Annotated in this window: 17 protein-coding genes; 8 read left to right on the top strand and 9 right to left on the bottom strand. The window is 71.0% G+C overall.

The features are described from left to right. Positions 1 to 25: 25 nt before the first annotated feature. Positions 26 to 646: a TetR/AcrR family transcriptional regulator gene (locus AB0D48_RS28385; protein ID WP_362402914.1), complete on the bottom strand. Its 621-nt coding sequence runs from the start codon at positions 644 to 646 to the stop codon at positions 26 to 28. 226 nt (positions 647 to 872) lie between these two features. Between AB0D48_RS28385 and AB0D48_RS28380 the strand changes: the two genes are divergently transcribed. The 4 genes from AB0D48_RS28380 to AB0D48_RS28365 all read left to right on the top strand — a co-directional run bounded on the left by AB0D48_RS28380 (position 873) and on the right by AB0D48_RS28365 (position 5062). Continuing rightward, positions 873 to 1871, top strand: coding sequence for a tetratricopeptide repeat protein (locus AB0D48_RS28380; protein ID WP_362402912.1), 999 nt, complete (start codon positions 873 to 875; stop codon positions 1869 to 1871). 605 nt (positions 1872 to 2476) lie between these two features. Then, entirely contained in the window at positions 2477 to 3118 is a 642-nt protein-coding gene (locus AB0D48_RS28375) for a DUF6230 family protein (RefSeq protein WP_362402909.1), read from the top strand. A gap of 107 nt (positions 3119 to 3225) precedes the next feature. Next, positions 3226 to 3798: a DUF6114 domain-containing protein gene (locus AB0D48_RS28370; protein WP_362402906.1), complete on the top strand. Its 573-nt coding sequence runs from the start codon at positions 3226 to 3228 to the stop codon at positions 3796 to 3798. Continuing rightward, complete coding sequence (locus tag AB0D48_RS28365; RefSeq protein WP_362402903.1) at positions 3788 to 5062, top strand: hypothetical protein; 1275 nt, start codon at positions 3788 to 3790, stop codon at positions 5060 to 5062. Before AB0D48_RS28370 ends, AB0D48_RS28365 begins: the two co-directional genes overlap by 11 nt. 466 nt (positions 5063 to 5528) lie before the next feature. Here the strand turns inward: AB0D48_RS28365 and pyk are convergent, their stop codons facing one another. The 3 genes from pyk to pta form a co-directional block, all read right to left on the bottom strand. Further along, complete coding sequence (pyk, locus tag AB0D48_RS28360; RefSeq protein WP_362402900.1) at positions 5529 to 6959, bottom strand: pyruvate kinase; 1431 nt, start codon at positions 6957 to 6959, stop codon at positions 5529 to 5531. Positions 6960 to 7021: 62 nt separating this feature from the next. Next, a complete protein-coding gene (locus AB0D48_RS28355; protein ID WP_362402897.1) occupies positions 7022 to 8236 on the bottom strand; it encodes an acetate kinase in 1215 nt (404 codons plus the stop codon). Between the two features lie 45 nt (positions 8237 to 8281). Continuing rightward, complete coding sequence (pta, locus tag AB0D48_RS28350) at positions 8282 to 10366, bottom strand: phosphate acetyltransferase (protein ID WP_362402894.1); 2085 nt, start codon at positions 10364 to 10366, stop codon at positions 8282 to 8284. A gap of 222 nt (positions 10367 to 10588) precedes the next feature. Here pta and AB0D48_RS28345 point away from each other — a divergent pair, with 222 nt between their 5' ends. Beyond that, positions 10589 to 11614 (top strand): ATP-dependent 6-phosphofructokinase, encoded by a 1026-nt coding sequence (locus AB0D48_RS28345; RefSeq protein WP_362402891.1) that lies wholly within the window; start codon positions 10589 to 10591, stop codon positions 11612 to 11614. Between the two features lie 159 nt (positions 11615 to 11773). Here the strand turns inward: AB0D48_RS28345 and AB0D48_RS28340 are convergent, their stop codons facing one another. Further along, complete coding sequence (locus tag AB0D48_RS28340) at positions 11774 to 12466, bottom strand: XRE family transcriptional regulator (protein ID WP_362402888.1); 693 nt, start codon at positions 12464 to 12466, stop codon at positions 11774 to 11776. A 351-nt stretch (positions 12467 to 12817) separates the two neighbouring features. Between AB0D48_RS28340 and AB0D48_RS28335 the strand changes: the two genes are divergently transcribed. Both AB0D48_RS28335 and AB0D48_RS28330 read left to right on the top strand, forming a co-directional pair. Next, positions 12818 to 13210, top strand: coding sequence for a MerR family transcriptional regulator (locus tag AB0D48_RS28335; RefSeq protein WP_362402885.1), 393 nt, complete (start codon positions 12818 to 12820; stop codon positions 13208 to 13210). 40 nt (positions 13211 to 13250) lie between these two features. Further along, entirely contained in the window at positions 13251 to 13616 is a 366-nt protein-coding gene (locus tag AB0D48_RS28330) for a thioredoxin domain-containing protein (RefSeq protein ID WP_362402882.1), read from the top strand. On the opposite strand, the gene glgB is transcribed toward AB0D48_RS28330, so the two are convergent. From glgB to AB0D48_RS28310, 4 genes are all read right to left on the bottom strand, one after another. Next, positions 13606 to 15894, bottom strand: a complete 2289-nt coding sequence (gene glgB / locus AB0D48_RS28325; RefSeq protein WP_362402879.1) for a 1,4-alpha-glucan branching enzyme — start codon at positions 15892 to 15894, stop codon at positions 13606 to 13608. The two genes, AB0D48_RS28330 and glgB, sit on opposite strands and share 11 nt — an antisense overlap. Then, on the bottom strand, positions 15891 to 17360 hold the full coding sequence (locus tag AB0D48_RS28320; protein ID WP_362402876.1) for a maltokinase: 1470 nt from the start codon (positions 17358 to 17360) through the stop codon (positions 15891 to 15893). The genes glgB and AB0D48_RS28320 overlap by 4 nt, the downstream gene beginning before the upstream one ends. Positions 17361 to 17511: 151 nt before the next feature. Beyond that, positions 17512 to 19221, bottom strand: coding sequence for a maltose alpha-D-glucosyltransferase (treS, locus tag AB0D48_RS28315; RefSeq protein WP_362402873.1), 1710 nt, complete (start codon positions 19219 to 19221; stop codon positions 17512 to 17514). Further along, positions 19218 to 21212, bottom strand: coding sequence for an alpha-1,4-glucan--maltose-1-phosphate maltosyltransferase (locus tag AB0D48_RS28310; protein WP_362402870.1), 1995 nt, complete (start codon positions 21210 to 21212; stop codon positions 19218 to 19220). The genes treS and AB0D48_RS28310 overlap by 4 nt, the downstream gene beginning before the upstream one ends. 812 nt (positions 21213 to 22024) lie before the next feature. Here AB0D48_RS28310 and glgP point away from each other — a divergent pair. Then, the gene (gene glgP, locus AB0D48_RS28305) at positions 22025 to 24661 is read left to right on the top strand and encodes an alpha-glucan family phosphorylase (protein ID WP_362402867.1); all 2637 of its coding nucleotides are present in this window, start codon (positions 22025 to 22027) and stop codon (positions 24659 to 24661) included. The last annotated feature ends 20 nt before the right edge of the window (positions 24662 to 24681 follow it).

Below are 24681 nucleotides of genomic sequence, written 5' to 3'. Positions count from 1 at the left end.
AGGCGGTACGGGCAGGCAGAACCGGTCAGGTCGGGGCCGGGCCCTGCAGGCCGTGCATCAGCAGTGCCGTGAAGGTGGACACCCAGAGTTCGTCCACCGGTTCGGAGCTCACCAGCGCGCGGTGCACCACCGTGCCCGCGATCACGTCGAAGATCAGGTCGGTGGTGCGGCCCGCCAGGGACTCGTCCTCCTCGTACGGGAGTTCCCCGCGGGCCTGGGCCCGCTCGCGTCCCAGTACGACGAGACGTTTCTGCCGGTCCACGATGGCCGACCGGATCCGGTCACGCAGGGCTTCGTCCCGGGTGGACTCCGCGACCACCGCCATCAGGGCCGTACGGGCCTCCGGGCGCCGCAGCAGCGCCGCGAACTGCAGGACCACGTTCTCTATGTCGGCTTCGAGGGAGCCCCGGTCCGGGAGTTCGAGAGAGTCGAAGAGCTCCGCGACCGCGTCCACGACCAGCTCGTTCTTGCCCGCCCAGCGCCGGTAGAGCGTGGTCTTGGCCACGCCGGCCCGGGCCGAGACGTCGCCCATCGTCAGCTTCGACCAGCCCAGCTCCACCAGCGCGTCCCGCGTCGCGGCGAGGATGGCGGCGTCCGCGGCGGCGCTGCGGGGGCGGCCGGTCCGGCCAGGGCTGGGGTTGCGCATGGCCGAGACCATACCCGTCGGTAGGCGAACGGGCCGCTGTGCTTCAGATCACCGCGCGCCGCGGGGCCCGGAGCAGTTACGCTACGACTCGTAGCGAAAGAGCGACAACCACGCGAAGAGCTACTGGCGCCAGGTGGGGACCCGGCGCCGCCCGGTTTGACGGTCGCGACGAGGCAATTCTCGCGATCTTTTTCGTCGGCGCGCGCACACGGGGGAGGATGTACGCATGCAGCCCAGAAACATGTCCATGAGCGGCGTCGTCGACCTCGCCGCGGTGAAGGCGGCCGGCGAGGCCAAGGCCAAGGCCGAGCAGGCCCGCGCCGAAGCGGCACGGCAGGCCGCACAGGGCGGCGGGGCCGGCCCGGCCGCCGGCGCCGTGCCCCCGTCGGCCCTCGTGCTCGACGTAGACGAGGCCGGCTTTGAACGCGATGTGCTCCAGCTCTCCGCCGAGGTCCCGGTCGTCCTGGACTTCTGGGCCGAGTGGTGCGAGCCGTGCAAGCAGCTCAGCCCGCTCCTGGAGCGCCTGACCGTCGAGGCGAACGGCCGCCTCGTTCTGGCCAAGGTCGACGTGGAAGCCAACCAGATGCTGATGCAGCAGTTCGGCATCCAGGGCATTCCGGCCGTCTTCGCCGTGGTCGCCGGCCAGGTGCTGCCGCTGTTCCAGGGCGTGGCTCCCGAGCAGCAGATCCGCGAGACCCTCGCCCAGCTGGTCCAGGTCGCCGAGGAGCGCTTCGGGATCATCGGCATCGAGGTGGACCCGAACGCCGAGGGCGCGGCCCCCGCCGCCGCGGCCGAGTTCCCGGCCGGTCCGTACGACGCCCTGCTGGAGGCGGCCGTCGCTGCGCTTGACGCCGGGGACCTGGGCGGCGCGGTGCAGGCGTACAAGAACGTGCTGTCCGACGACCCGGGCAACACCGAGGCCAAGCTGGGCCTGGCCCAGACGGAACTCCTCGTCCGGGTCCAGGACATGGACCCGCAGGCCGTGCGCACCGCGGCCGCCGAGAACCCGCGCGACCCGGCGGCGCAGATCGCCGCGGCCGACCTCGACCTGGTCGGCGGGCACGTGGAGGACGCCTTCGGGCGCCTGGTGGACACCGTGCGCGTGACGTTCGGTGAGGACCGGGACGCCGTACGGCTGCGCCTGCTGGAGCTGTTCGAGGTCATCGGCGCGGACGACCCGCGGGTGTCGGCGGCGCGTACGGCGCTGGCGCGCGTGCTGTTCTAGGGCCTGCCGGAATGCGGCGCCGCCAGGCGCCGCGCAGGTCGGCGGACCCCCGGCGATTTGTTGACACGTAGATGAACAGCGGCCGCACTTTGCCAAAACTTGGCAATTGCGGCCGCTGTTACTCGCAGTAAGCCGAACCCCGTGAACTGTCCGGTGTGTTCATATTTCCTCCGTTTGTCGTGGCCCTCGGTAACACCCTGTGTTGCTGCCCGACAACAGCTGGCAGTACCCCGGTTATCTGGCCGTTACCCGCCAGTAACGACCCCCCTTGTGCCCCGGCCGGGAATGGACCACGATCGGCGACGCTCGGTCCTTCCCGCAGAGCCGCTCATCCGGAGCCGCGGTGGAGGGTCCCCACCGAGCCGGCCGGTGCCAGCGGTACCGGCCGTGGGACAGGGGGGTCTCTGCCGCACGGCAGGGCCTGTCCTCCAGGTTGCGCGAACGCGTGGCCCAGTGGTTGTCGCTCGGGGGTGATCGCCGGTGTACGGGACGTGGCACAGCCGCGGCCGGGCCGCCTGCGCTCCTTCCCGAGGACGTAGCACTTCTCCCATCCCAGGACGGGCACGGCCCGGACCGGAGATGTACGTCCGAGAAGGAGGAACGAAATGAGTTCTCAGGTTCGTGGCGGGACCAGATGGAAGCGCTTCGCGCTCGTCATGGTGCCGAGCATCGCGGCCACGGCCGCGGTCGGTGTGGGTCTGGCGCAGGGTGCCCTCGCGGCGTCCTTCAGCGTCTCCGGCCAGGACTTCAAGGTCTCGGCCGACAAGCTCGACGGTGACAACCTCATCCAGTACGGCGGCATTGCCGAGGGTCACGACCTCAAGGGCAACGCGCAGCACCACCCGGTCACCATCTCCGGGTTCAGCCACGCCGAGATCACCAACATGTGCCAGTCGCTGGTGACCCCGACGCCGCTGGGCAACATCACGCTGCAGCTGCGCACCGGCCACAAGGGCAAGCCGGCCGTCGCCGACAACATCTACCTGGATGTTGCCGAGCTCGACACCGATGCCGAGTTCAAGAACCTCGACATCGGCGTTGCGGTCGGTGACGCGAGCCACAAGACCAAGCCGCAGGCCGGCACGGTCGCCAGCCCGTACGCGTTCTCGCAGCGCGCCGACAAGGCCGTGCTGACGAACGTGCGTCAGAAGGCGTGGGCGACGACGGCGGGCACCTTCCGGCTGCCCGACCTCAAGCTGCGCCTGATGGGTGGCGACCAGCCGTGCTACCAGGACATCAAGGACTGATCCGTCCTGATGCGTGACCGGCCGGGCGGGTGACGAACGTGTCGCCGCCCGCCCGTCCGGGCTCCACAGAGTTCTCAAGTACCACCGTTTCCAGGGAGCTGTTGTCCATGAACCCCCAGGCCCCGGTTTACGTTCGCGCCGAAGACGACGCCTGGCTCACGGCGGTGTACTACCGCTTCTACGCCTGGCGCGGTCGCCGTCCATTCTGGGCCGGGCTGTTCACGCTCCTCGGCGGCTTCCCGATCGCGTACTTCCCGTACGCGGACCTCCGGCTGGGCAACGTCAGTCTGGCGATGGCCACCACGGGTGGCGCCGGCGCGCTGATCATCGGCGTACTGCTGATCACGCTGGGCCTGGCCCTCTGGTTCCAGCAGGCCATCCGAGTCTTCGCCGGTGTCGCCGCGATCCTGCTGGCCCTGGTCTCGCTGCCGGTGTCCAACCTCGGCGGCTTCTTCATGGGGTTCATCTGCTCCATGCTCGGCGGCGCCCTCGCGCTGGCCTGGGCCCCCGGTCAGCCGGTGGAAGGGGCCCCGGCCGACCGGAGTCCGACCGCGGTGGACATGGGCAAGGCGGAGTCGACGGCGGGCCCCCACGGCATCCCCGGACCCCGCGAGACGGAAACGGCATACGCGAGCGAGACGACTGCCCACGCCGATGGCGGGAGGAACAGTGCGGGGTGACGAGACGCAGCCGGGCGTGGCCCCAGGCGCGGAGTCCCGTGAGAGCAAGGGGCCGCGGCACGCGGCACCCAGGAAGTCGCTGCTGAACAAGCTCCAGATACCCGTCGGCAAGACGATGGCGCTGGCGGCGATGCCGACGGCCGTGTTCGTCGGGATGGGCATGGCGCCGAAGCTGGCCGTGGCCGACGAGAAGGACATCCCCTTCGCACCCGGGCCGTGTGTGACGCGGTCCGACGAGCCCGCCGAGTCGGCGTCCCCGACGCCTTCCACCTCGCCTTCGCCGAGTGCCTCGCCCAGCGCGAGCCCCTCGCCGTCCGCGTCGGGTGCCGCGAAGCCGAAGCCGAGCACCTCTCCGTCCCCGTCGGCGACCAAGCCCGCGTCGGACAAGCAGGGCGACGCCCCGGCGCCGAAGGCGACGCCGTCCACCACTCCGTCGCCGACCAAGACCACGAACCCGCTGGACCCGCTGGGTCTCGGCGACGCGCTCAAGGGCCTGGTCGACGAGCTCGGCAACCCCCTCAAGGACGCGAAGACGCCGGTGACCCCGACGCCCGCGCCTTCCACGACCGCTCCGCAGAAGCCTGCCCCGGCCCCGACTCCGGACCCGGCGGCGGACGCGATCCGCGACGCGGCGAAGAACGCCGGTGTCGACGTCAAGGAGCTGTCCGACGAGGTCAAGGACACCGCCAAGACCCCGAAGGACGAGACGGGCGAGGACAAGGCCGACGAGGACAAGTCCAAGTCGGAGGAGACGAAGGACGCGGACGGGAAGGAACCCTTCCCCTGCCCGACCTACGACGCCAAGGCACTGGCCGACGCCGAGCTGGAGCAGGGCGTCCCGCTCCTGCCGGACGAGCCCTGGTACCTGGACAGCTCCCTGCTGACCCTCTACGGCCTGGACTACCACGGCATCGTCGAGGTGAAGACGGCCGGCGGCAAGACCAAGAAGGTCCTGAAGTTCACCGCGGACTCGCTGGACATCAAGGACCTCTACCAGACGGTCGGCAAGGAGGGGACCATCGCCCACCTGAAGTCGCGTCCGGGCTCCACCTCCAAGATCCGCGGCGGCACGGTGACGATGTACACCGAGAGCCTCAAGGGCAACCTCTTCGGCCTGATCCCGATCGAGTTCACCCCGAACAGCCCGCCGCCGCTGAACGTCCCGTTCGCCTTCTTCACGGACGTGAAGGTCGTCCAGGCCGGCCAGTTCGGCGGCACCCTGACGGTCCCGGGCCTGAAGAACTACATGGGCCCGCCGGAATAACCGCGTCAAGCCAGGTGAACCGGCTGCACCTGCGGTGGCCCGCCCCTCGCTCCGAGGGGCGGGCCACCGCTTTGGGGCAACCGCCGCCGCGCAAGGGGTAGTACATGGTCTACTCGGCCTTCCCGAGTGAGTGACTCCACGAGGGACGCTCGGCGGCAGATCTGGATCGACTTCGGCCTCAGCGGTCTCACCAGGATGTTCGATGCGGGATGGAGTTCCGGCACGACGCCGCTGGAGATCGTGGCGGCCGTCGCGGGATGGGGCGGTGGTTCTTACGCCCCCACCCTCCTGGAGGACGCGCTCCGCGTGCTGGAGTCGGACCTCTCCTCCAGGGATCGACGTCGGACCGGATCCGGCGGACTGACCCGACTCCTCCGCGCACCGAGGGCGGCACCCCGGATCCTTCGTGGATCCGGGGTGCCGCCCTCGGTCTCTGTGCGGCAGAGTTCAAGCGGCGGGTGCGACGTCAGTCGCGGGCGGCGCCGCCCAGGTGGTGGACCCGGACCATGTTGGTGGTGCCCGGGACGCCGGGGGGCGAGCCGGCGGTGATGACCACGGTGTCGCCCTCGTTGTAGCGGCCCAGCTTGAGCAGCTCGCCGTCCACCAGGTCGACCATCGCGTCGGTGTTGTCCACGTGCGGGACGACGTACGACTCGACGCCCCAGCTCAGCGAGAGCTGGTTGCGGGTGTTCGCGTCCGTGGTGAAGGCCAGGATCGGCTGCGTGGCGCGGTAGCGCGACAGGCGGCGGGCCGTGTCACCGGACTGGGTGAAGGCGATGAGCGCCTTGCCGTCGAGGAACTCCGAGATCTCGCAGGCCGCGCGGGCGACGGAGCCGCCCTGGGTACGCGGCTTCTTGCCGGGGACCAGCGGCTGGAGGCCCTTGGAGAGGAGCTCCTCCTCGGCCGCCGTGACGATCTTCGACATCGTCTTGACGGTCTCGATCGGGTAGGCGCCCACCGAGGACTCGGCGGACAGCATGACCGCGTCCGCGCCGTCGAGGATCGCGTTGGCGACGTCGGACGCCTCCGCGCGGGTCGGGCGGGAGTTGGTGATCATCGACTCCATCATCTGGGTCGCGACGATCACCGGCTTGGCGTTGCGGCGGCACATCTCGATGAGCCGCTTCTGGACCATCGGGACCTTTTCGAGCGGGTACTCGACGGCCAGGTCGCCACGGGCCACCATCACGGCGTCGAAGGCGGCGACGACGGCCGCCATGTTCTCGACGGCCTGCGGCTTCTCCACCTTGGCGATGACGGGGACCCGGCGGCCCTCCTCGTCCATGACCTTGTGGACGTCCTTGACGTCGTTGGCGTCCCGGACGAAGGACAGGGCGACCATGTCGCAGCCCATCCGCAGGGCGAAACGGAGGTCGTCGACGTCCTTCTCCGACAGGGCGGGGACGTTGACGGCGGCACCCGGCAGGTTGATGCCCTTGTGGTCCGAGATGACACCGCCCTCGATGACGATGGTCCTGACCTGGGGGCCCTCGACCTCGGTCACCCGGAGCTCGACGTTGCCGTCGTTGATCAGGATCTGGTCGCCCTTGGAGACGTCGCCGGGCAGGCCCTTGTAGGTGGTGCCGCAGATGGACTTGTCACCGGGGACGTCGTCGGTGGTGATGGTGAACTCGTCACCGCGCACCAGCTCGACGGGACCCTCGGCGAAGGTCTCCAGACGGATCTTCGGGCCTTGGAGATCGGCGAGGACGCCGACGGCGCGCCCGGTGTCCTCGGAGACCTTCCGGACGCGGTCGTACCGCTCCTGGTGTTCTGCCTGGGATCCGTGGCTGAAGTTGAATCGGGCCACGTTCATACCTGCCTCGATGAGCGCTTTCAGCTGCTCATACGAGTCGACGGCGGGGCCCAGCGTGCAGACGATTTTGGAACGGCGCATGGAGCGGATCCTATCGGTTTGTTTCGTAGCGGAATATTCCGTCTGGTGGAAAGTCCAAGTGACTAACGGGTAACCAGCGCGTACGCCTGGGTGGCGATCTCCAGTTCCTCATCCGTCGGGACCACGGCGACGGCCACCCGGGCGTTGTCCGCCGAGACCAGCCGCGGCGCGGACGAGCGCACCGCGTTGGCCTCCAGGTCGAGCGCCAGGCCCAGCTCGGCCAGGCCGTCCACCGCAGCTTCCCGGACCTGATGGGCGTTCTCGCCGACCCCGGCCGTGAACGCGACCGCGTCCACCCGGCCGAGCACCGCCGAGTAGGCGCCGATGTACTTCTTCAGACGGTGGACGTACGCCGCGAAGGCGGTGCTCGCCGCCTCGTCGCCCTGGCCCGCTCGCCGCAGCACTTCGCGCATGTCGTTGTCGCCGCACATGCCCAGCAGACCGCTCTTCTTGTTCAGGAGCGAATCGATCTCATCCACCGAGAGGCCGCCCACCCGCGCCAGGTGGAAGACGACCGCCGGATCCAGATCGCCCGAACGGGTACCCATGACCAGACCCTCCAGCGGGGTCAGGCCCATGGAGGTCTCCACGCACACCCCGCCGCGGACGGCCGAGGCCGAGGCGCCGTTGCCCAGGTGCAGCACGATCACGTTCACGTCCTCCACCGGGCGGCCCAGCAGCGCGGCCGTCGCCCGGGAGACGTAGGCGTGGGAGGTGCCGTGGAAGCCGTACCGCCGGATGGCGTACTTCTCGGCCGTCGCGGCGTCGATCGCGTACCGCGCCACGTACTCCGGCATCGTGGAGTGGAAGGCCGTGTCGAAGACGGCCACCTGCGGGATGTCCCCGCGCAGCTCGCGCGCCACCTCGATGCCCGTCACGTTCGCCGGGTTGTGCAGCGGCGCCAGCGGGATCAGGTTGCGGATCTCCGCCAGCACCTCGTCGTCGATGACGGTCGGCTGCGTGAACCTCGTCCCGCCGTGTACCACCCGGTGCCCCACCGCGGCCAGTTCGGGGGAGTCCAGGCCCATTCCGTCGGCGGCCAGCTCCGCGGCGACGGCCTGGAGCGCCGCCCCGTGGTCGGCGATCCGGCCGGCCGTCTCCCGCTTGCCGCCCGCGGCGCCCGGCCCGGCCAGCGGCTCGTGCACCAGCCGGGAGGTTTCCTCCCCGATGCGCTCGACGAGACCGACGGCGAGCCGCGAGCGGTCCGCCATGTCGAGGAGCTGGTACTTGACCGACGAGGAGCCGGAGTTGAGGACGAGTACGCGCGATGCGGTCACGGTGAGAGGTCTTTCCTTGTCGCAGTCGTGGTGCGGTGGGAGGGGTCAGGCGGTGGGCGCCGGCGCGCCCTGTGCCTGGATCGCGGTGATGGCAACCGTGGTGACGATGTCCTGGACGAGCGCGCCGCGCGAGAGGTCGTTCACCGGCTTGCGCAGACCCTGGAGCACCGGGCCGACCGCCACGGCGCCCGCCGAGCGCTGCACGGCCTTGTACGTGTTGTTGCCGGTGTTGAGGTCGGGGAAGATCAGCACGCTCGCGCGGCCGGCCACCTCGGACTCGGGCAGCTTGGTCGCGGCGACCGAGGGCTCCACGGCCGCGTCGTACTGGATCGGGCCCTCGACGGCCAGACCGGGGTGCTGCTCGCGGACGAGCTCGGTGGCCTTGCGGACCTTGTCCACGTCCGCGCCGCTGCCCGAGGTGCCGGTCGAGTACGAGAGCATGGCGATCCGCGGCTCGACGCCGAAGGCGGCGGCGGTGGCGGCCGACTGGACGGCGATGTCGGCGAGCTGCTCGGCGTTCGGGTCCGGGTTGACCGCGCAGTCGCCGTAGACGAGGACCTGATCGGCCAGGCACATGAAGAAGACGGACGACACGATGGAGGCCTCCGGCTTCGTCTTGATGATCTCGAAGGCCGGGCGGATGGTCGCGGCGGTGGAGTGCACCGAGCCGGAGACCATGCCGTCGGCCAGGCCCTCCTGGACCATCAGGGTGCCGAAGTAATTGACGTCGGTGACCACGTCGTTGGCAAGCTCGACGGTCATGCCCTTGTGGGCGCGGACGTTGGCGTAGTACTCGGCGAAACGTTCCCGCAGGGGGGAGGTCGCCGGATCGATGAGCTGCGCGGCCGAGATGTCGATGCCGAGGTCTGCGGCCTTCTTCAGGATCGCCGGTTCCTCGCCCAGCAGGGTCAGGTCGCAGACCCCCCGGCGCAGCACCACGTCCGCGGCGCGCAGCACGCGCTCCTCGGTGCCCTCGGGCAGCACGACGCGGCGGCGGTCGGAGCGGGCCCGCTCCAGCAGCTCGTGCTCGAACATCATCGGGGTGACGCGCTCCGAGCGGGCCACCGAGAGCAGGTCGCGCAGCTCGCCCGTGTTCACGTGCCGTTCGAAGAGTCCGAGCGCGGTCTCCAGCTTGCGCGGGGTCGCGGAGTTCAAGCGGCTCTGCAGCGCGAAGAGTTCGGCGGCGGTCGGGAAGCTGTTGCCGGCGACCGACACCACGGGCGTGCCCGGCGCGAGCTTCGAGGCGAGCGTCAGGATGTCCGGGCCCGGGCGCTCGTTCAGGGTGAGCAGCACACCGGCGATCGGCGGGGTGCCCGAGGTGTGCGCGGCCAGCGCCCCGATGACCAGGTCGGAGCGGTCCCCGGGGGTGACGACCAGACAGCCGGGGGTCAGGGCGTTCAGGAAGTTCGGCAGCATGGCGCCGCCGAAGACGAAGTCCAGCGCGTCGCGGGCCAGCCCGGCCTCGTCGCCGAGGAGCACCTCGCCGCCGAGCGCGCGGGTGATCTCGGCGACGGTCGGTGCGGACAGCGACTTGTCGTCCGGCAGTACGTAGCAGGGCACGGGGAGCCGGGCGGCCAGGCGCCCGGCTATGAGGTCGCGGTCCTCGGCGGCCACCCGGTTGACGACCATCGCGACGACGTGGCAGCCCAGGCTCTCGTAGGCGCGGTAGGCGTTGCGGACCTCGGCGCGCACGGCCTCGGCGGGGTGCTTGGTGCCGCCCACGACGGGAACGACGACCGCGCCCAGCTCGTTGGCGAGGCGGGCGTTGAGTGCGAGCTCGTCGGGGAGGTTGGTCTCGGCGTAGTCGGTGCCGAGGACGAGCATGACCTCGTAGTCGCGGGCCACCCGGTGGAAGCGGTCGACCAGCCGGGAGACCAGCTCGTCGGTGCCCTTCTCGGCGAGGATCGCCGAGGCCTCGTCGTATTCCATGCCGTAGGCGGTCGCCGCGTCCTGATCGATCCGGTAGCGGGCCTTGAGCAGATCGAAGAGCCGGTCCGGTCCGTCGTGGAGCAACGGGCGGTAGACGCCGACCCGGCCCGTCTGCCGGGTCAGCAGCTCCATGATCCCCAGCTCGACGACCTGGCGGCCGTCCCCCCGCTCGATGCCGGTCACGTACACGCTGCGCGTCACGCGTGCTCTCCGTCCTTGCTGTGAATGTCGATTTAGTCTGGCTGACCTCTTGACAATACCCCTGCCGCTGAGTAAGACGCTCCCCAGGAAAAGGCCTGGCCGGAGGGGCCGAAAGGCCTGGAGGGCGGAGCACCAGAAGACGCGCCGCACCCCGGGCCCGTGGAACAATCGGACAGGCTTCACCATTACGCCCTTCATATGTACGGCAGGAGACACAGCACGATGCGTATCGGAGTTCTCACCGCAGGCGGCGACTGTCCGGGCCTCAACGCTGTCATCCGGTCGGTCGTACACCGCGCCCTGGTCGGGCACGGGGATGAGGTCATCGGGTTCGAGGACGGCTTCAAGGGCCTCCTCGACGGCAACTTCCGCTCGCTCGACATCAATGCCGTCAGCGGCATCCTGGCCCGCGGCGGCACGATCCTCGGATCCGCCCGCATGGAGCGCGCACGCCTGCACGAGGCCGCCGAGAACGCGCAGGAACTGTCGAAGCGGTACGGCATCGACGCCCTCATCCCGATCGGCGGCGAGGGCACCCTGACCGCGGCCCGGATGCTGTCGGACGCCGGGATGCCGGTCGTCGGCGTACCGAAGACCATCGACAACGACATCTCCTCCACCGACCGGACCTTCGGCTTCGACACCGCCGTCATGGTCGCCACCGAGGCCATCGACCGGCTCAAGACCACCGCCGAGTCGCACCAGCGCGTCATGGTCGTCGAGGTCATGGGCCGCCACGCGGGCTGGATCGCCCTGGAGTCCGGCATGGCCGGCGGCGCCCACGGGATCTGCCTGCCGGAGCGCCCGTTCGAGGTGGACGCCTTGGTGAAGATGGTGGAGGAACGGTTCTCCCGCGGCAAGAAGTTCGCCGTCATCTGCGTTGCGGAGGGCGCGCACCCGGCCGAGGGCTCCATGCCGTACGAGAAGGGCGCGATCGACGCGTACGGCCACGAGCGCTTCGCCGGCATCGGCAACCGCCTCGCGGTCGAACTGGAGCGGCGCCTGGGCAAGGAGGCCCGTCCGGTCATCCTCGGCCACGTCCAGCGCGGCGGCACCCCCACGGCGTACGATCGCGTCCTCGCGACCCGCTTCGGCTGGCACGCCGTCGAGGCCGTCCACCGCGGCGACTTCGGCAACATGACCGCCCTGCGCGGCACCGACATCGTGATGGCCCCGCTGGCCTCGGCCGTCACCGCGCTGAAGACCGTCCCCGAGGCCCGCATGTACGAGGCCGAGTCGGTCTTCTGACCGCCCCGCGACCGACCCGGACCTCCGCCCCCTCGTGGCGGGGCCTCCGGCCCGTCGCGGCGGGACCTCCTGCCCGATGCTGTGCCGAAAGGCCTCGGAGCACAGCGCGCCGGGGCCTTTCCGTTGTCCTGATCCGGACCGCCGGCCGCCGCGGCCGGTCTACCGGCCGCCGCCAGCGACGTACCAGAACCGGTCCACGATCTCGGCGAGGAACTCCCGGCCCGCGTCCCCACTGCCCGCCTCTCCCTGGCCACCGCCCCAGCTGAGCGTCGCCACCATCCGGGACTGGTAGTCCCCGTGCAGGTGCTCCAGCACCTGCTCCAGATTGGCCTTGGGGATCGGCAGCAGTTTGCCCAGCGGCTTCACGTACGCCTGCCAGCGCGTGGTCACCGCACTGCGCAGCAGGTCCGCAAGCTCCTCCTGCTTGCCGGTGGCCGTCACGAACTGGGCCAGCGTCAGCCCCAGCACCGTCGCGAGGGAGGCGGACTGCCGCTCGTTGCCCTTCCAGCGCCCGGTGTCCTCCATCTTCTGGTACGCGTTCGTCTCCAGCCCGATCCGCCGGGCCAGCTCCTCTGCGGCCAGCCCCCTGGCGATCCGGTGCTCCCGCAGGGTGACCGGCTCGGCCAGCAGCTCCCCGGGCGAACACCACAGGACGCCGGCGAGTGCCGTGAGCTCCGCCGAGGTGGGTGATATCTCGCCACGTTCCCAGGCCAACACGGTCTCGGGCGCGACGATCAGTCCGTACTGGGCACGCAGGCCATAGGCGACATGACCGGGAGCCATGCCCAGGGCCGCGCGCAGGCGACGCGCGGCGGGGGCATTGAAAGGTGGGCTGGAGTGCACACGGCACACCGTAGAAGTGGCCAGGCTGTGGCGCCTACAGACCAAACAAACAAGCCCATAACTCGTAGGAAAGTCCTATGGAGTTAGCGGCTTTTATCGGGTTCCTCTGCGACTGTCCGGTAATCGGTGCACCCGAAGATCGACTACACCCGTACCGTTCCAGCCAACGCCTTCCCGCGCAAGGCCCCTCACAGGCCCCACACAAACCTGAACCGGACGTCCTTCCCGTGCGTGATCCCTGGAGGGGGCCCTCGCCGACGGGGGTGGCGAGGGCCCCTCCAAGGATCACCGGATCACCGGGTCACCCCCACCCTTGCCTCCCCTTGCCTTGACGTCGGCGTCAAGGAATACGGTCGGTCCATGCGCATCGGCGAACTGGCGGAGCGGGCCGGGACCAGCACCCGGACACTCAGGTACTACGAGTCGCGAGGGCTGCTGCCCGCGCGGCGGTCGGACAACGGCTACCGCACGTACGACGAGGACGACCTGCGGCTGCTGCGTCAGATCCGCATGCTCCAGGACTTCGGCTTCGAGCTGGAGGAGACCCGGCCCTTCGTGGACTGCCTGCGGGCAGGCCATCCGGACGGGGACTCCTGCCCGGCCTCGCTCGCCGTGTACCGGCGCAAGCTCGCCGAGCTGGACGGCCTGATCGGCCAGCTCGCCGACGTACGGGAGCAGGTCGCGCGCCGGCTGGCCGACGCGGAGGAGGCCGCCGGGGAGGCGGCCGTCCCGCGCTGCGAGATGACGGGCTGAACGGCCCGCACCCACGACCGACACGAGAAGGGGACACGAAATGATCCACGCACAGGGTGTCGCGGAAGTGACCGACATGGACTTCGAGGCGGAGGTGCTCGGCGAGCGGGGGAGGCCCGTACTCGTCGAGTTCACCGCGGACTGGTGCGGCCCCTGCCGCCAGCTCGCCCCCGTGCTGTCCGCGATCGCCTCCGAGGAGGCCGACCGCCTCAAGGTCGTGCAGATCGACGCGGACCGCAACCCCGCCACCGTCACCCGGTACGGGGTGCTGTCCATGCCGACCCTGCTCGTCTTCCGCGACGGCGAGCCCGTGCAGCAGATCGTCGGCGCCCGGGCCAAGCGCCGGCTCCTCCAGGAGCTGGAGGAGCAGCTGACGGCCACCCCGGTCCAGGTCCCTACGGCCTGAGCCAGACCGTCGCCAATGGCGGGAGCGTCATCCGCAGGCTCGCCGGCCGGCCCTGCGCGGGCACCGGCTCGGGCCGCAGCGGCTGCAGGTGGCGCACGCCGCTGCCGCCGTACTGCTCCTGGTCCGTGTTGAGGACCTCCCGCCACAGCGCCACGTCCTCCGGGACACCGAGCCGGTACCCGTGCCGGACCACCGGCGAGAAGTTCGACACGCACAGCAGCTGCGAGCCGTCCTGCGCGTACCGCAGGAAGGCGAAGACGTTGTCCTCCGCGGCGTCGGCCTCCACCCAGGCGAAGCCCTCCGGCACGGAGTCCCGCTCCCACAGGGCGGGCGCCGCCGTGTACGTGCGGTTCAGGTCGCGCACGAGGCTGCGCACGCCCCGGTGGTCGCCGGCCGCCGCGTAGGAGTCGTCCAGCAGCCACCAGTCCGGCCCGTACGTCTCCGACCACTCCGACCCCTGGGCGAACTCCTGGCCCATGAAGAGGAGCTGCTTGCCCGGGTGGGCCCACATGAAGCCCAGGTACGCCCGGTGCGCGGCCCGCTGCTGCCACCAGTCCCCGCCGGGCATCTTCGACACCAGCGAGCCCTTGCCGTGCACCACCTCGTCGTGCGAGATCGGCAGCACGAAGTTCTCGCTGAAGGCGTAGACCATCCCGAAGGTCATGTCGTGGTGGTGGTACTTGCGGTGCACCGACTCCTTCGACATGTAGCGCAGCGTGTCGTGCATCCAGCCCATGTTCCACTTCAGGCCGAAGCCCAGCCCGCCCGCGTCCGTCGGCAGGGTCACGCCCGCCCACGCCGTGGACTCCTCCGCGATCGTCACCACGCCCGGGCAGCGCCGGTACACGGTGGCGTTCATCTCCTGGAGGAACGCCACCGCGTCCAGGTTCTCCCGCCCGCCGTGCTCGTTGGGCGCCCACTCGCCCTCACCGCGCGAGTAGTCGAGGTAGAGCATCGAGGCCACGGCGTCCACGCGCAGTCCGTCGACGTGGAACTCCTCGCACCAGTACACGGCGTTGGCGACGAGGAAGTTGCGGACCTCCTTGCGGCCGTAGTCGAACTCCAGCGTCCCCCAGTCCGGGTGCGCGGCCCGCCGCGGGTCCTGGTGCTCGTACAGCGGCCGCCCGTCGAACTCGGCGAGCGCCCAGTCGTCGCGCGGGAAGTGCGCGGGCACCCAGTCGACGATCACCCCGATCCCGGCCCGGTGCAGCGCGTCCACCAGGAAGCGGAAGTCGTCCGGGCTGCCCATCCGGGAGGTGGGCGCGTAGAAGCCGGTGACCTGGTAGCCCCAGGAGCCGCCGAAGGGGTGCTCGGAGACCGGCATCAGCTCCACGTGCGTGAATCCGAGATCCTTCACGTACGCCGGCAGCTGCTCGGCGAGCTGCCGGTAGGAGAGCCCGGGCCGCCAGGACGCCAGGTGCAGTTCGTACACCGAGAAGGGAGCCTGGTGCGGGGCGCGGGCGCCGCGGTTTGCCATCCACTCCGCGTCCCGCCACACGTGGGTGGAGGCCGTCACCCGCGAGGCGTTCGCCGGGGGGACCTCCGCCGAGCGGGCCATCGGGTCGGCGCGCAGCGTGTGGCTGCCGTCGGGGCGCGTGATGTCGTACTTGTACAGCGCCCCGGCGCCCACGCCGGGCAGGAACAGCTCCCACACGCCCGTCGACCCGAGCGAGCGCATCGGGTAGGCGACGGAGTCCCAGTAAGAGAAGTCACCGGCGATCCGGACCCCCTGGGCGTTGGGCGCCCACACCGTGAAGCGGGTGCCGGCCACCCCCTGGTGCTCGATGGGCTCGGCGCCGAGCGCCTTCCACAGCTGTTCGTGGCGGCCCTCGCCGATCAGGTGCAGGTCCAGCTCGCCGAGCGAGGGCAGGAACCGGTACGGGTCGTGGATCTCGATCTCGTCGCTGTCGTACGCCACCAGCAGCCGGTAGTCCGGCACCCCGCTCAGCGGCAGCAGCCCGGAGAACAGCCCGTCGCCCTCGTCGACGAGCTCGGTCCGCAGCCCCTTGGCGAGGATCGTGACCGTCTTGGCGTACGGGCGCAGTACGCGGAAGGCCACGCCGCCCCGCTGGGCACGGGCGCCCAGTACCGCGTGGGGGTCGTGGTGGCGGCCCTCCAGCAGCCGGGCCCGTTCCTCCCCGCCGAGCGGGTGCGCCGGCCGGACCCCGTGGGGCGGGGCGGCGCGGCGGGCCCGGGGCGCGCGCGGTTTCTTGGTGGACGCCGGGACGGGTGCGGTCTCGTCGCGGACGGTCGGTGACGGCTGTCGTGCGGCGCTCACGCGAGCGGCCTCCTCGGGGGCTTCTGATGGGGTTGGGGGTGGGCGGAGATGGAGCCGGGGGCGGGCGGGTTCGGGGGCACCCGGTGGGCCGGCCGCTGCGGCTCCGAGAGCCGTCGGATCGCGGCCATCGGGACGTGTAGCCAGTCGGGGCGGTGCCGGGACTCGTAACGGGCTTCGTACACCGCCTTGTCGGTCTCGTACGCGCGCAGCAGTACGGGGTCCTCGCGCGGGTCGCGGCCCGTGGTGCGGGCGTAGCCCTCGCAGAAGGCGGCCCGGCAGTCGTCCGCCCAGGCGGGGGCGAACGGCCGGTGCGAGCGCGCGGCGTAGTCGAAGGAGCGCAGTATCCCGGCGATGTCGCGCACGGCCGGTTCGGGGCGGCGCCGGTCGGCCAGCGGCCGGGCCGGCTCTCCTTCGAAGTCGATCAACGACCAGGAGCCGTCGAGGGTGCGCAGGGTCTGCCCCAGATGGAGGTCCCCGTGGATCCGCTGGGCGGGCACCCCGGCCCCGCGGGAGGCGGCCAGCGCGTCGAACGCCCCCCGCAGCCCCGCTTCGTAGGGCCGCAGCGCTGGCACCTCCCGGGCGGTGGCGGCCAGCCGGGCCGTCATCCCGGCGGCGAGCCGGGCGGTCTGCTCCGGACCGAGGGCGACGGTGGGCAGGGCGGCGGCGAGCGCGCTGTGCACCTCGGCGGTGGCCCGGCCCAGCGCGTACGCCTCGGCGGTGAAGTCCTCCCCGGCGTCCAGCCGGCGCAGGGCGAGCTGCCAGCCGTCGTCGGAGCCGCGCAGGTACGGCTGGAGCACGCCGAGGGTCAGCGGCTCGCTCCCGGGCAGCTCGGCCTCGTACCAGGCGACGGGCGCCGGGACGCGGGCGCAGCCGGCGGCGGCGAGCGCCCTGGGCAGTTCCAGGTCCGGATTGACCCCGGGGCCCACCCGGCGGAAGACCTTCAGGATGTACGAATCCCCGTAGATCAGCGAGGAATTGGTCTGCTCACCGGACAGCGGCCGGGGTGCCAGACCCGTCGGGACGGGCGCGTCCGGGTCCCGGTCGAAGCGCAGCGGGCCCAGGCTGCCGGGGGAGCGCAATCGTTCCAGCAGCATGGCGGCGAGCCGGGGATCGCCCAGTGCCTCGTACACCGCGCGGCCCGCGTACGGGCCGTCCTCGGCGTGCCCGATCAGCGTGTGCGCGAGCGCGGGCGGCAGGGACGGGCGGATGCCCAGCAGGAGTTGGTAGCAGTCCCCGTCGACGTCGAGGAGCAGGTGCAGGAGTCCGGGGGTGGACCCCGGCGGCAGCAGCTCGGCCGCCGAGACGGCCCTGAGCGTGCTGATGGCGCGGCCCTTGCCCGCGAACCAGCGCTGTGCGGGCAGCCAGGCCCGCAGCATCGGTTCCAGTGGGCCGAGCCCGGCCGTCCCGGTGAGCCCGGCGGCCCGGTCGGCCGTCAGCCGGCTCCGGGCGGATGCAGCCTCCGACATGGCGTCGCGTCCTTTCCCCGGGCCGTCACAGAGTGCGCAGAGTGTCCCGGATGTGCGGCAGTTGCTTCTCCGGCGTGTGCGAGTGTCGGGTCAGGATGATCCGTACAGGGGCGGGCGATTGACCCATTCGCGCTGCCCGCCCCGTACCCGGCTACTGCTCGGCGCGCTGCTCGGTGCGCAGGCGGAACCAGTAGAAGCCGTGTCCCGCCAGGGTCAGCAGGTACGGCCACTCGCCGATCGGCGGGAAGCGCACATCACCCGTGAGCTCCACCGGGACCCGCCCGTTGAACGACCGCAGATCCAGCTCGGTGGGCTGCGCGAAGCGCGAGAAGTTGTGCACGCACAGCACCAGGTCGTCCCCGAACTCGCGCAGGAACGCGAGTACCGCCGGGTTGGACGAGGGCAGTTCGGTGTACGAGCCGAGTCCGAAGGCGGGGTTCGCCTTGCGGATCTCGATCAGCCGGCGGGTCCAGTGCAGCAGTGAGGAGGGCGATGCCATCGCGGCCTCGACACTGGTGACCTGGTACCCGTAGACCGGGTCCATGATGACCGGCAGGTTCAGCCTGCCCGGATCGCAGGAGGAGAAACCGGCATTGCGGTCCGGGGTCCACTGCATCGGGGTGCGCACACCGTCGCGGTCGCCCAGCCAGATGTTGTCGCCCATGCCGATCTCGTCGCCGTAGTAGAGCACCGGCGAGCCCGGCAGCGACAGCAGCAGGGCGGTGAACAGCTCCATCTGGTTGCGGTCGTTGTCCAGGAGCGGGGCGAGGCGGCGCCGGATGCCGATGTTGGCCCGCATCCGCGGGTCCTTGGCGTACTCGGCGTACATGTAGTCGCGCTCTTCGTCCGTGACCATTTCGAGGGTGAGTTCGTCGTGGTTGCGCAGGAAGATGCCCCACTGGCAGCGGTCCGGGATCGCCGGGGTCTTGGCCAGGATTTCGGAGACGGGGTAGCGGGACTCTCTTCGCACGGCCATGAAGATGCGCGGCATGACGGGGAAGTGGAAGGCCATGTGGCACTCGTCCCCGCCCTTCGTGAAGTCCCCGAAGTAGTCGACGACGTCCTCGGGCCACTGGTTGGCCTCGGCGAGCAGCACCGTGTCGGGGTAGTGCGCGTCGATCTCCGCCCGCACCCGCTTGAGCAGCTCGTGGGTGCGCGGCAGGTTCTCGCAGTTGGTGCCCTCCTCGGCGTACAGGTACGGGACGGCGTCGAGCCGGAACCCGTCGATGCCGAGGTCCAGCCAGAAGCGGAGGGCGGAGATGATCTCCTCCTGCACGGCCGGGTTCTCGAAGTTGAGGTCCGGCTGGTGCGAGAAGAAGCGGTGCCAGTAGTACTGCTTGCGCAGCGGGTCGTACGTCCAGTTCGAGGTCTCGGTGTCGACGAAGATGATGCGGGCGTCCTGGTACTGCTTGTCGTTGTCTGCCCACATGTAGTAGTCGCCGTACGGACCGTCGGGGTCCTTGCGGGACTGCTGGAACCACTCGTGCTGGTCGCTCGTGTGGTTCATCACGAAGTCGATGATCACCCGCATGCCGCGCTGGTGCGCGGCGTCCACGAACTCCACGAAGTCGGCGAGGTCGCCGAACTCGGGGAGCACCGAGGTGTAGTCGGAGACGTCGTAGCCCCCGTCGCGGAGGGGTGAGGCGAAGAACGGCGGCAGCCAGAGGCAGTCGACGCCGAGCCACTGGAGGTAGTCCAGCTTGGCGGTGAGCCCCTTGAGGTCCCCCACGCCGTCGCCGTTGCTGTCGTGGAAGGAGCGGACGAGGACCTCGTAGAAGACGGCCCGCTTGAACCAGTCGGGATCGCGGTCCTTGGCGGGGGTGTCCTCGAAGGTGTCGTGGACGGGATCGTTGATCATCATGTGGTGGGTGACCCTCCGGTGGGCGGGGACGGTCGCAGAGCCGCCAGTACGTGCGCGGGCGTGCGGCCCGGCTCTAGGCGCACGTAGTTGGCCCTGCCCCAGTGATAGGTCTCGCCGGTGAGCTCGTCGCGCACCGCGAGGGACCCGTGCCAGTCGAGGCCGAGTACCGGCATGTCCAACGAGACCGTCGCCTCCTGGGTGTGGTGCGGATCGAGGTTGACGACCACCAGTACGGAATTGGCCCCGGCATGCTTCGAATAGGCGATCACCTGTTCGTTGTCGGTCGAGTGGAAATGGATGTCGCGCAGCTGCTGGAGGGCGGGGTTGCGGCGGCGCATCCGGTTCAGGGCGGTGATCAGCGGGGCGATGGTGCGGCCCTCGCGGTCGGCGGCGGCCCAGTCGCGCGGCCGGAACTCGTACTTCTCGGAGTTCAGGTACTCCTCGCTGCCCTCCCGCACCGGGGTGTTCTCGCAGAGTTCGTAGCCGGCGTAGATGCCCCAGGCCGGGGACAGGGTGGCGGCGAGCACCGCGCGCACCTCGAAGGCGGGGCGGCCGCCGCGCTGAAGGTATTCGTGGAGGATGTCGGGGGTGTTGACGAAGAAATTCGGCCGCATCACGGAGGCTGACGGGGTGTCGGACAGCTCGGTCAGGTACTCGGTGATCTCCGCCTTGGTGTTGCGCCAGGTGAAGTACGTGTAGGACTGCTGGAAGCCGACGGCCGCCAGGGCGCGCATCATCGCGGGACGGGTGAAGGCCTCGGCAAGGAAGATCACGTCGGGGTCGGACTTGTTGATGTCCGCGATCACCTTCTGCCAGAAGACGACGGGTTTGGTGTGCGGGTTGTCGACCCGGAAGATGCGGACGCCGTGGTCCATCCAGTGCCGCAGGATCCGGCAGGTCTCCTCGACGATGCCGGCCATGTCGGTGTCGAAGTGGATCGGGTAGATGTCCTGGTACTTCTTCGGCGGGTTCTCGGCGTACGCGATCGTCCCGTCGGCGCGGTGGCGGAACCACTGCGGGTTCTTCTCCACCCACGGGTGGTCGGGGGAGCACTGGAGGGCGAAGTCCAGGGCGATCTCCATGCGCAGCTCGCGGGCGCGCGCGACGAAGGCGTCGAAGTCCTCCATGGTGCCGAGCTCGGGGTGCACGGCGTCGTGGCCGCCCTCGGTGGAGCCGATGGCCCAGGGCACGCCCGGGTCCCAACTACCGGCGGAAAGGGTGTTGTTCGGTCCCTTGCGGAACGTGCTCCCGATCGGGTGGACGGGCGGCAGGTACACCACGTCGAAGCCCATCGCGGCGATCGCGGGCAGCCGCTCGGCGGCGGTCCGGAAGGTCCCGCTGACCGGGGCCTCGCCGGGCTCGACGACGGCCCCCTCGGACCGGGGGAACATCTCGTACCAGGAACCGAAGAGGGCCCGCTTGCGCTCGACGAGGAGGGGCAGCGCCTTGGCCGAGGTGACCAGCTCCCGGTACGGGCGCTTTGCGAGCGCCGCGTCCACGGCCGGGTCCAGGGCGGCCGCGTACCGCTCGGCGGCGGGCCGGTCCTCGTCGCGCATCACCTCGGCTGCGGCCAGTACGGCCTCGCGGCCGTCGCGCTTGGGGATCCGGGCGCCGGCGCGCGCGTAGAGCTCGGCGCCTTCGAGGAGGGTGAGGCCGGTGTCGATACAGGCGGGGATCTTGATCGCCGCGTGGGCCCGCCAGGTGGCCACCGGGTCGCTCCACGCCTCGACGGTGTACGTCCACCTCCCTTCGGCCCCGGCGGACACCCGGGCCCCCCACCGGTCGGTACCGGGGGCGAGCTCGCGCATGGGTACGGGGGGCCGGAGCCGCCCGCTCGGGTCTCGGAGCACGACGTGCGCGGAGACGGCGTCGTGTCCCTCGCGGAACACGGTGGCGGAGACCTCGAAAACTTCGTCCACGACCGCCTTGGCGGGTCTGGCGCCGCAGTCGACGGCGGGGCGGACGTCCAGCACGGGAATGCGACCGATCATGATGGGCTCACCTGGGGGCAGTTCGCAGGGCTCGGTGACAACAGGCCAGCCGGTATCACGGCTGGTAGTGCACGCTCTGTTCGCTCTGTTTCTAGCCGCTCGGTGGACGGCTGGGCTGCGGGCATGGCCGCTCCTGTCCGCGTTCACTCGGGTGGCGGGGAGAGGTTGGGGGCGGGTGCGCCGTGCGTGTACGACGTGTACCCGGTGAGCCCTTCCCACTCTTTTCCCGCCCAATCCGCGCGCTTGGTTAACTACTCGTACGTAGTGGCGCGCCCGATACCAAGCCCCGGGTCGACATCCGCCGGGGCTCCGTCAAGTCGGCCAGGACTACCTGATGTAGTGACACGCCACGGGCGTCTCACCGCTCCCAGGGGTCACGCGAGGCTCGTCGGGCCACAGGGACGAACCGGGAGGACAGGGGTGAATCGTCGCCGCCGGAGCGCGGGCGTACCGGCACGTGGGACCGCCGGAGTTGGCCGCCCCGTGCGATCAGGAGTCCGGGGGCGGCCGGCAAGGAAGGCAGTCAATCTCACGGAGTGGGACGGCGGTCTCGCCGAGCCGTGCACCTGCGTGGCGCAGGGGGCGGGTGTGCGGGCGGATCGCCGCGCGACCCGGCGAGCACGTGCCAGGGGTGGCCGGCGACCCGGTCGCGCAGTCGCGGGAGATACGTTTCGCCGTCCGCCCGGGCCGACCGCGAACCCGAGGCGGCATGGCCCGGGCGGCGGGGCGGCGCTAGCCTTCCGGGGGTGATGCGCGGATGCACAGCGTGGTGCGGCCGCTCCGATCCGTAATCCCCTGCGAAGGTGGAACACGTGAAGGCTATCCGTCGATTCACCGTGCGCCCCGTCCTCCCGGAGACCCTGCTGCCGCTCACCGGCCTCGCGCGCAACCTGCGCTGGTCATGGCATGCGGAGACCCGCGAACTCTTCCAATCCGTCGACCCCGAGGGCTGGCAGGCCGCCGGGGGCGATCCCGTCCGGCTGCTCGGAGCCGTCTCCGCCGCCCGGCTCGCGGAGCTGGCGGGCGACCGCCGCTTCCTGCGGCGGCTCGCCGTCGCCGCCGCCGACCTCGATGACTACGTGAACGGCGGGAGGTGGTACCAGAGCCAGGAGAACGGCCCGGAACTGCCCGCCGCCATCGCCTACTTCTCCCCCGAGTTCGGCATCACCGCCGCCCTGCCCCAGTACTCCGGCGGCCTCGGCATCCTCGCCGGGGACCACCTCAAAGCCGCCAGCGACCTCGGCGTCCCGCTCATCGGCGTCGGACTGCTCTACCGGCACGGGTACTTCCGGCAGTCGCTCTCCCGCGACGGCTGGCAGCAGGAGCACTACCCCGTACTCGACCCCAACGAACTCCCGCTCGCCCTGCTCCGCGAGGACGACGGCTCCCCGGCCCGGATCTCGCTCACCCTCCCCGGCGGCCGGGCCCTGCACGCACACATCTGGCAGGCCCGCGTCGGCCGTGTGCCCCTGCTGCTCCTGGACTCCGACGTCGAGGACAACGACGCCGCTGCCCGCGAGGTGACCGACCGGCTCTACGGCGGCGGCAGCGACCACCGGCTGCTCCAGGAGATGCTGCTCGGCATCGGCGGGGTGCGTGCAGTGCGCACGTACTGCCGGATCACCGGCCACCCCGACCCCGAGGTGTTCCACACCAACGAGGGGCACGCTGGGTTCCTGGGGCTGGAGCGCATAAGGGAACTGGAGAGGGAGCGGGGACTCGACTTCGACGCCGCCGTCGAGGCGGTGCGCGCCGGGACCGTGTTCACCACGCACACCCCCGTCCCGGCCGGCATCGACCGCTTCGAGCAGGCCCTTGTCGCCCGGCACTTCGGGGACGGCGGGGAGCTGGCCGGCGTACCGGTCGACCGGATCCTGGAGCTCGGCGCCGAGTCCTATCCCGGGGGCGACCCGGGCCTGTTCAACATGGCCGTCATGGGGCTGCGCCTGGCCCAGCGCGCCAACGGCGTCTCCACCCTGCACGGCGCGGTCAGCAGGGAGATGTTCGCCGGCCTGTGGCCGGGCTTCGACCCGTCCGACGTGCCCATCACCTCCGTGACCAACGGGGTGCACGCCCCGACCTGGGTGGCCCCCGAGGTGGTACGGCTCGGCGCCCGCCAGATCGGCGCCGGCCGCACCGAGGACGCCCTGTCGGTCGGCGGCTCCCCGCGCTGGGACGCGGTGGCCGACATCCCCGACCAGGACGTCTGGGACCTGCGGCGGGTGCTGCGCGAGCAGCTGGTGCAGGAGGTACGGGACCGGCTGCGGGCCTCGTGGCGCCAGCGCGGGGCCGCCGACGCCGAACTGGGCTGGGTGGACTCCGTACTGGACCCGGACGTGCTCACCATCGGCTTCGCCCGGCGCGTGCCCTCGTACAAGCGTCTGACCCTGATGCTGCGCGACCCGGACCGGCTGCGCAGGCTGCTGCTGGACCCGGACCGGCCGGTGCAGATCGTGGTCGCTGGCAAGGCGCATCCGGCCGACGACGGCGGGAAGCGGCTCGTGCAGGAGCTGGTGCGGTTCGCGGACGACCCGCGGGTGCGGCACCGGATCGTCTTCCTGCCCGACTACGGCATGGCCATGGCGCAGAAGCTCTACCCGGGCTGCGACGTCTGGCTGAACAACCCGCTGCGGCCGCTGGAGGCGTGCGGGACCAGCGGGATGAAGGCCGCGCTCAACGGCTGCCTCAACCTGTCCGTGCTGGACGGGTGGTGGGACGAGTGGTTCGAGCCCGACTTCGGCTGGGCCATCCCGACCGCCGACGGGCTCGGCGCGGACGAGGACCGCCGGGACCACCTGGAGGCGAACGCGCTCTACGAGCTGATCGAGAGCCGGGTCGCGCCCCGTTTCTACGACCGGGTCGGACGCACCGGGCTCCCGGTGCGATGGATCGAGATGGTCCGGCGCACGCTGGTCTCGCTGGGGCCGAAGGTGCTGGCGGGGCGGATGGTGCGGGAGTACGTGGAGCGGCTGTACACGCCGGCCGCGCTCGCCCACCGCGCCCTCACTCCCGAGGCGGCACGGGACCTCGCCTGGTGGAAGGGGCGGGCCCGGGCGGCGTGGCCGCGGGTCGCCGTCGAGCACGTCGAAGCCCTCGCCGCGGCCCCGGTCAACGGCACCGCCGAGCTCGGGGCCACCCTGACCCTGCGCGTGCAGGTGTCGCTGGACACGCTCGCGCCCGAGGACGTGGAGGTGCAGGCCTTCGCCGGGCGGGTGGACCCGCAGGACGTCATCCGGGACGGGCGGAGCTTCCCGCTCAAGCCGGCCGCCGGGCCCGACCTGGAGGGCCGCTGGGTGTACGAGGGCCCGCTCGCCCTCGAACGCACGGGGCCCTTCGGCTACACGGTGCGCATCCTGCCGGCGCATCCGCTGCTGGCGAACCCGGCCGAACTGGGCCTGGTCGCCGCCCCGGTGGACACGGACGCGGGAGGCGGCGTACTCCTGCGGTAGTCCGTGCCGTCGAAGAACGG

The sequence above is a fragment of the Streptomyces sp. NPDC048269 genome, assembly GCF_040652395.1.
GTDB lineage: Bacteria > Actinomycetota > Actinomycetes > Streptomycetales > Streptomycetaceae > Streptomyces.
This window is presented reverse-complemented; position numbering and strand designations above follow the sequence as displayed.

Coding starts and splice junctions, on each gene's coding strand:
- AB0D48_RS28385 (WP_362402914.1), bottom strand. CDS start 646: ATGCGCAACCCCAGCCCTGGCCGGACCGGCCGCCCCCGCAGCGCCGCC.
- AB0D48_RS28380 (WP_362402912.1), top strand. CDS start 873: ATGCAGCCCAGAAACATGTCCATGAGCGGCGTCGTCGACCTCGCCGCG.
- AB0D48_RS28375 (WP_362402909.1), top strand. CDS start 2,477: ATGAGTTCTCAGGTTCGTGGCGGGACCAGATGGAAGCGCTTCGCGCTC.
- AB0D48_RS28370 (WP_362402906.1), top strand. CDS start 3,226: ATGAACCCCCAGGCCCCGGTTTACGTTCGCGCCGAAGACGACGCCTGG.
- pyk (WP_362402900.1), bottom strand. CDS start 6,959: ATGCGCCGTTCCAAAATCGTCTGCACGCTGGGCCCCGCCGTCGACTCG.
- AB0D48_RS28345 (WP_362402891.1), top strand. CDS start 10,589: ATGCGTATCGGAGTTCTCACCGCAGGCGGCGACTGTCCGGGCCTCAAC.
- AB0D48_RS28335 (WP_362402885.1), top strand. CDS start 12,818: ATGCGCATCGGCGAACTGGCGGAGCGGGCCGGGACCAGCACCCGGACA.
- AB0D48_RS28330 (WP_362402882.1), top strand. CDS start 13,251: ATGATCCACGCACAGGGTGTCGCGGAAGTGACCGACATGGACTTCGAG.
- AB0D48_RS28320 (WP_362402876.1), bottom strand. CDS start 17,360: ATGTCGGAGGCTGCATCCGCCCGGAGCCGGCTGACGGCCGACCGGGCC.
- treS (WP_362402873.1), bottom strand. CDS start 19,221: ATGATGATCAACGATCCCGTCCACGACACCTTCGAGGACACCCCCGCC.
- AB0D48_RS28310 (WP_362402870.1), bottom strand. CDS start 21,212: ATGATCGGTCGCATTCCCGTGCTGGACGTCCGCCCCGCCGTCGACTGC.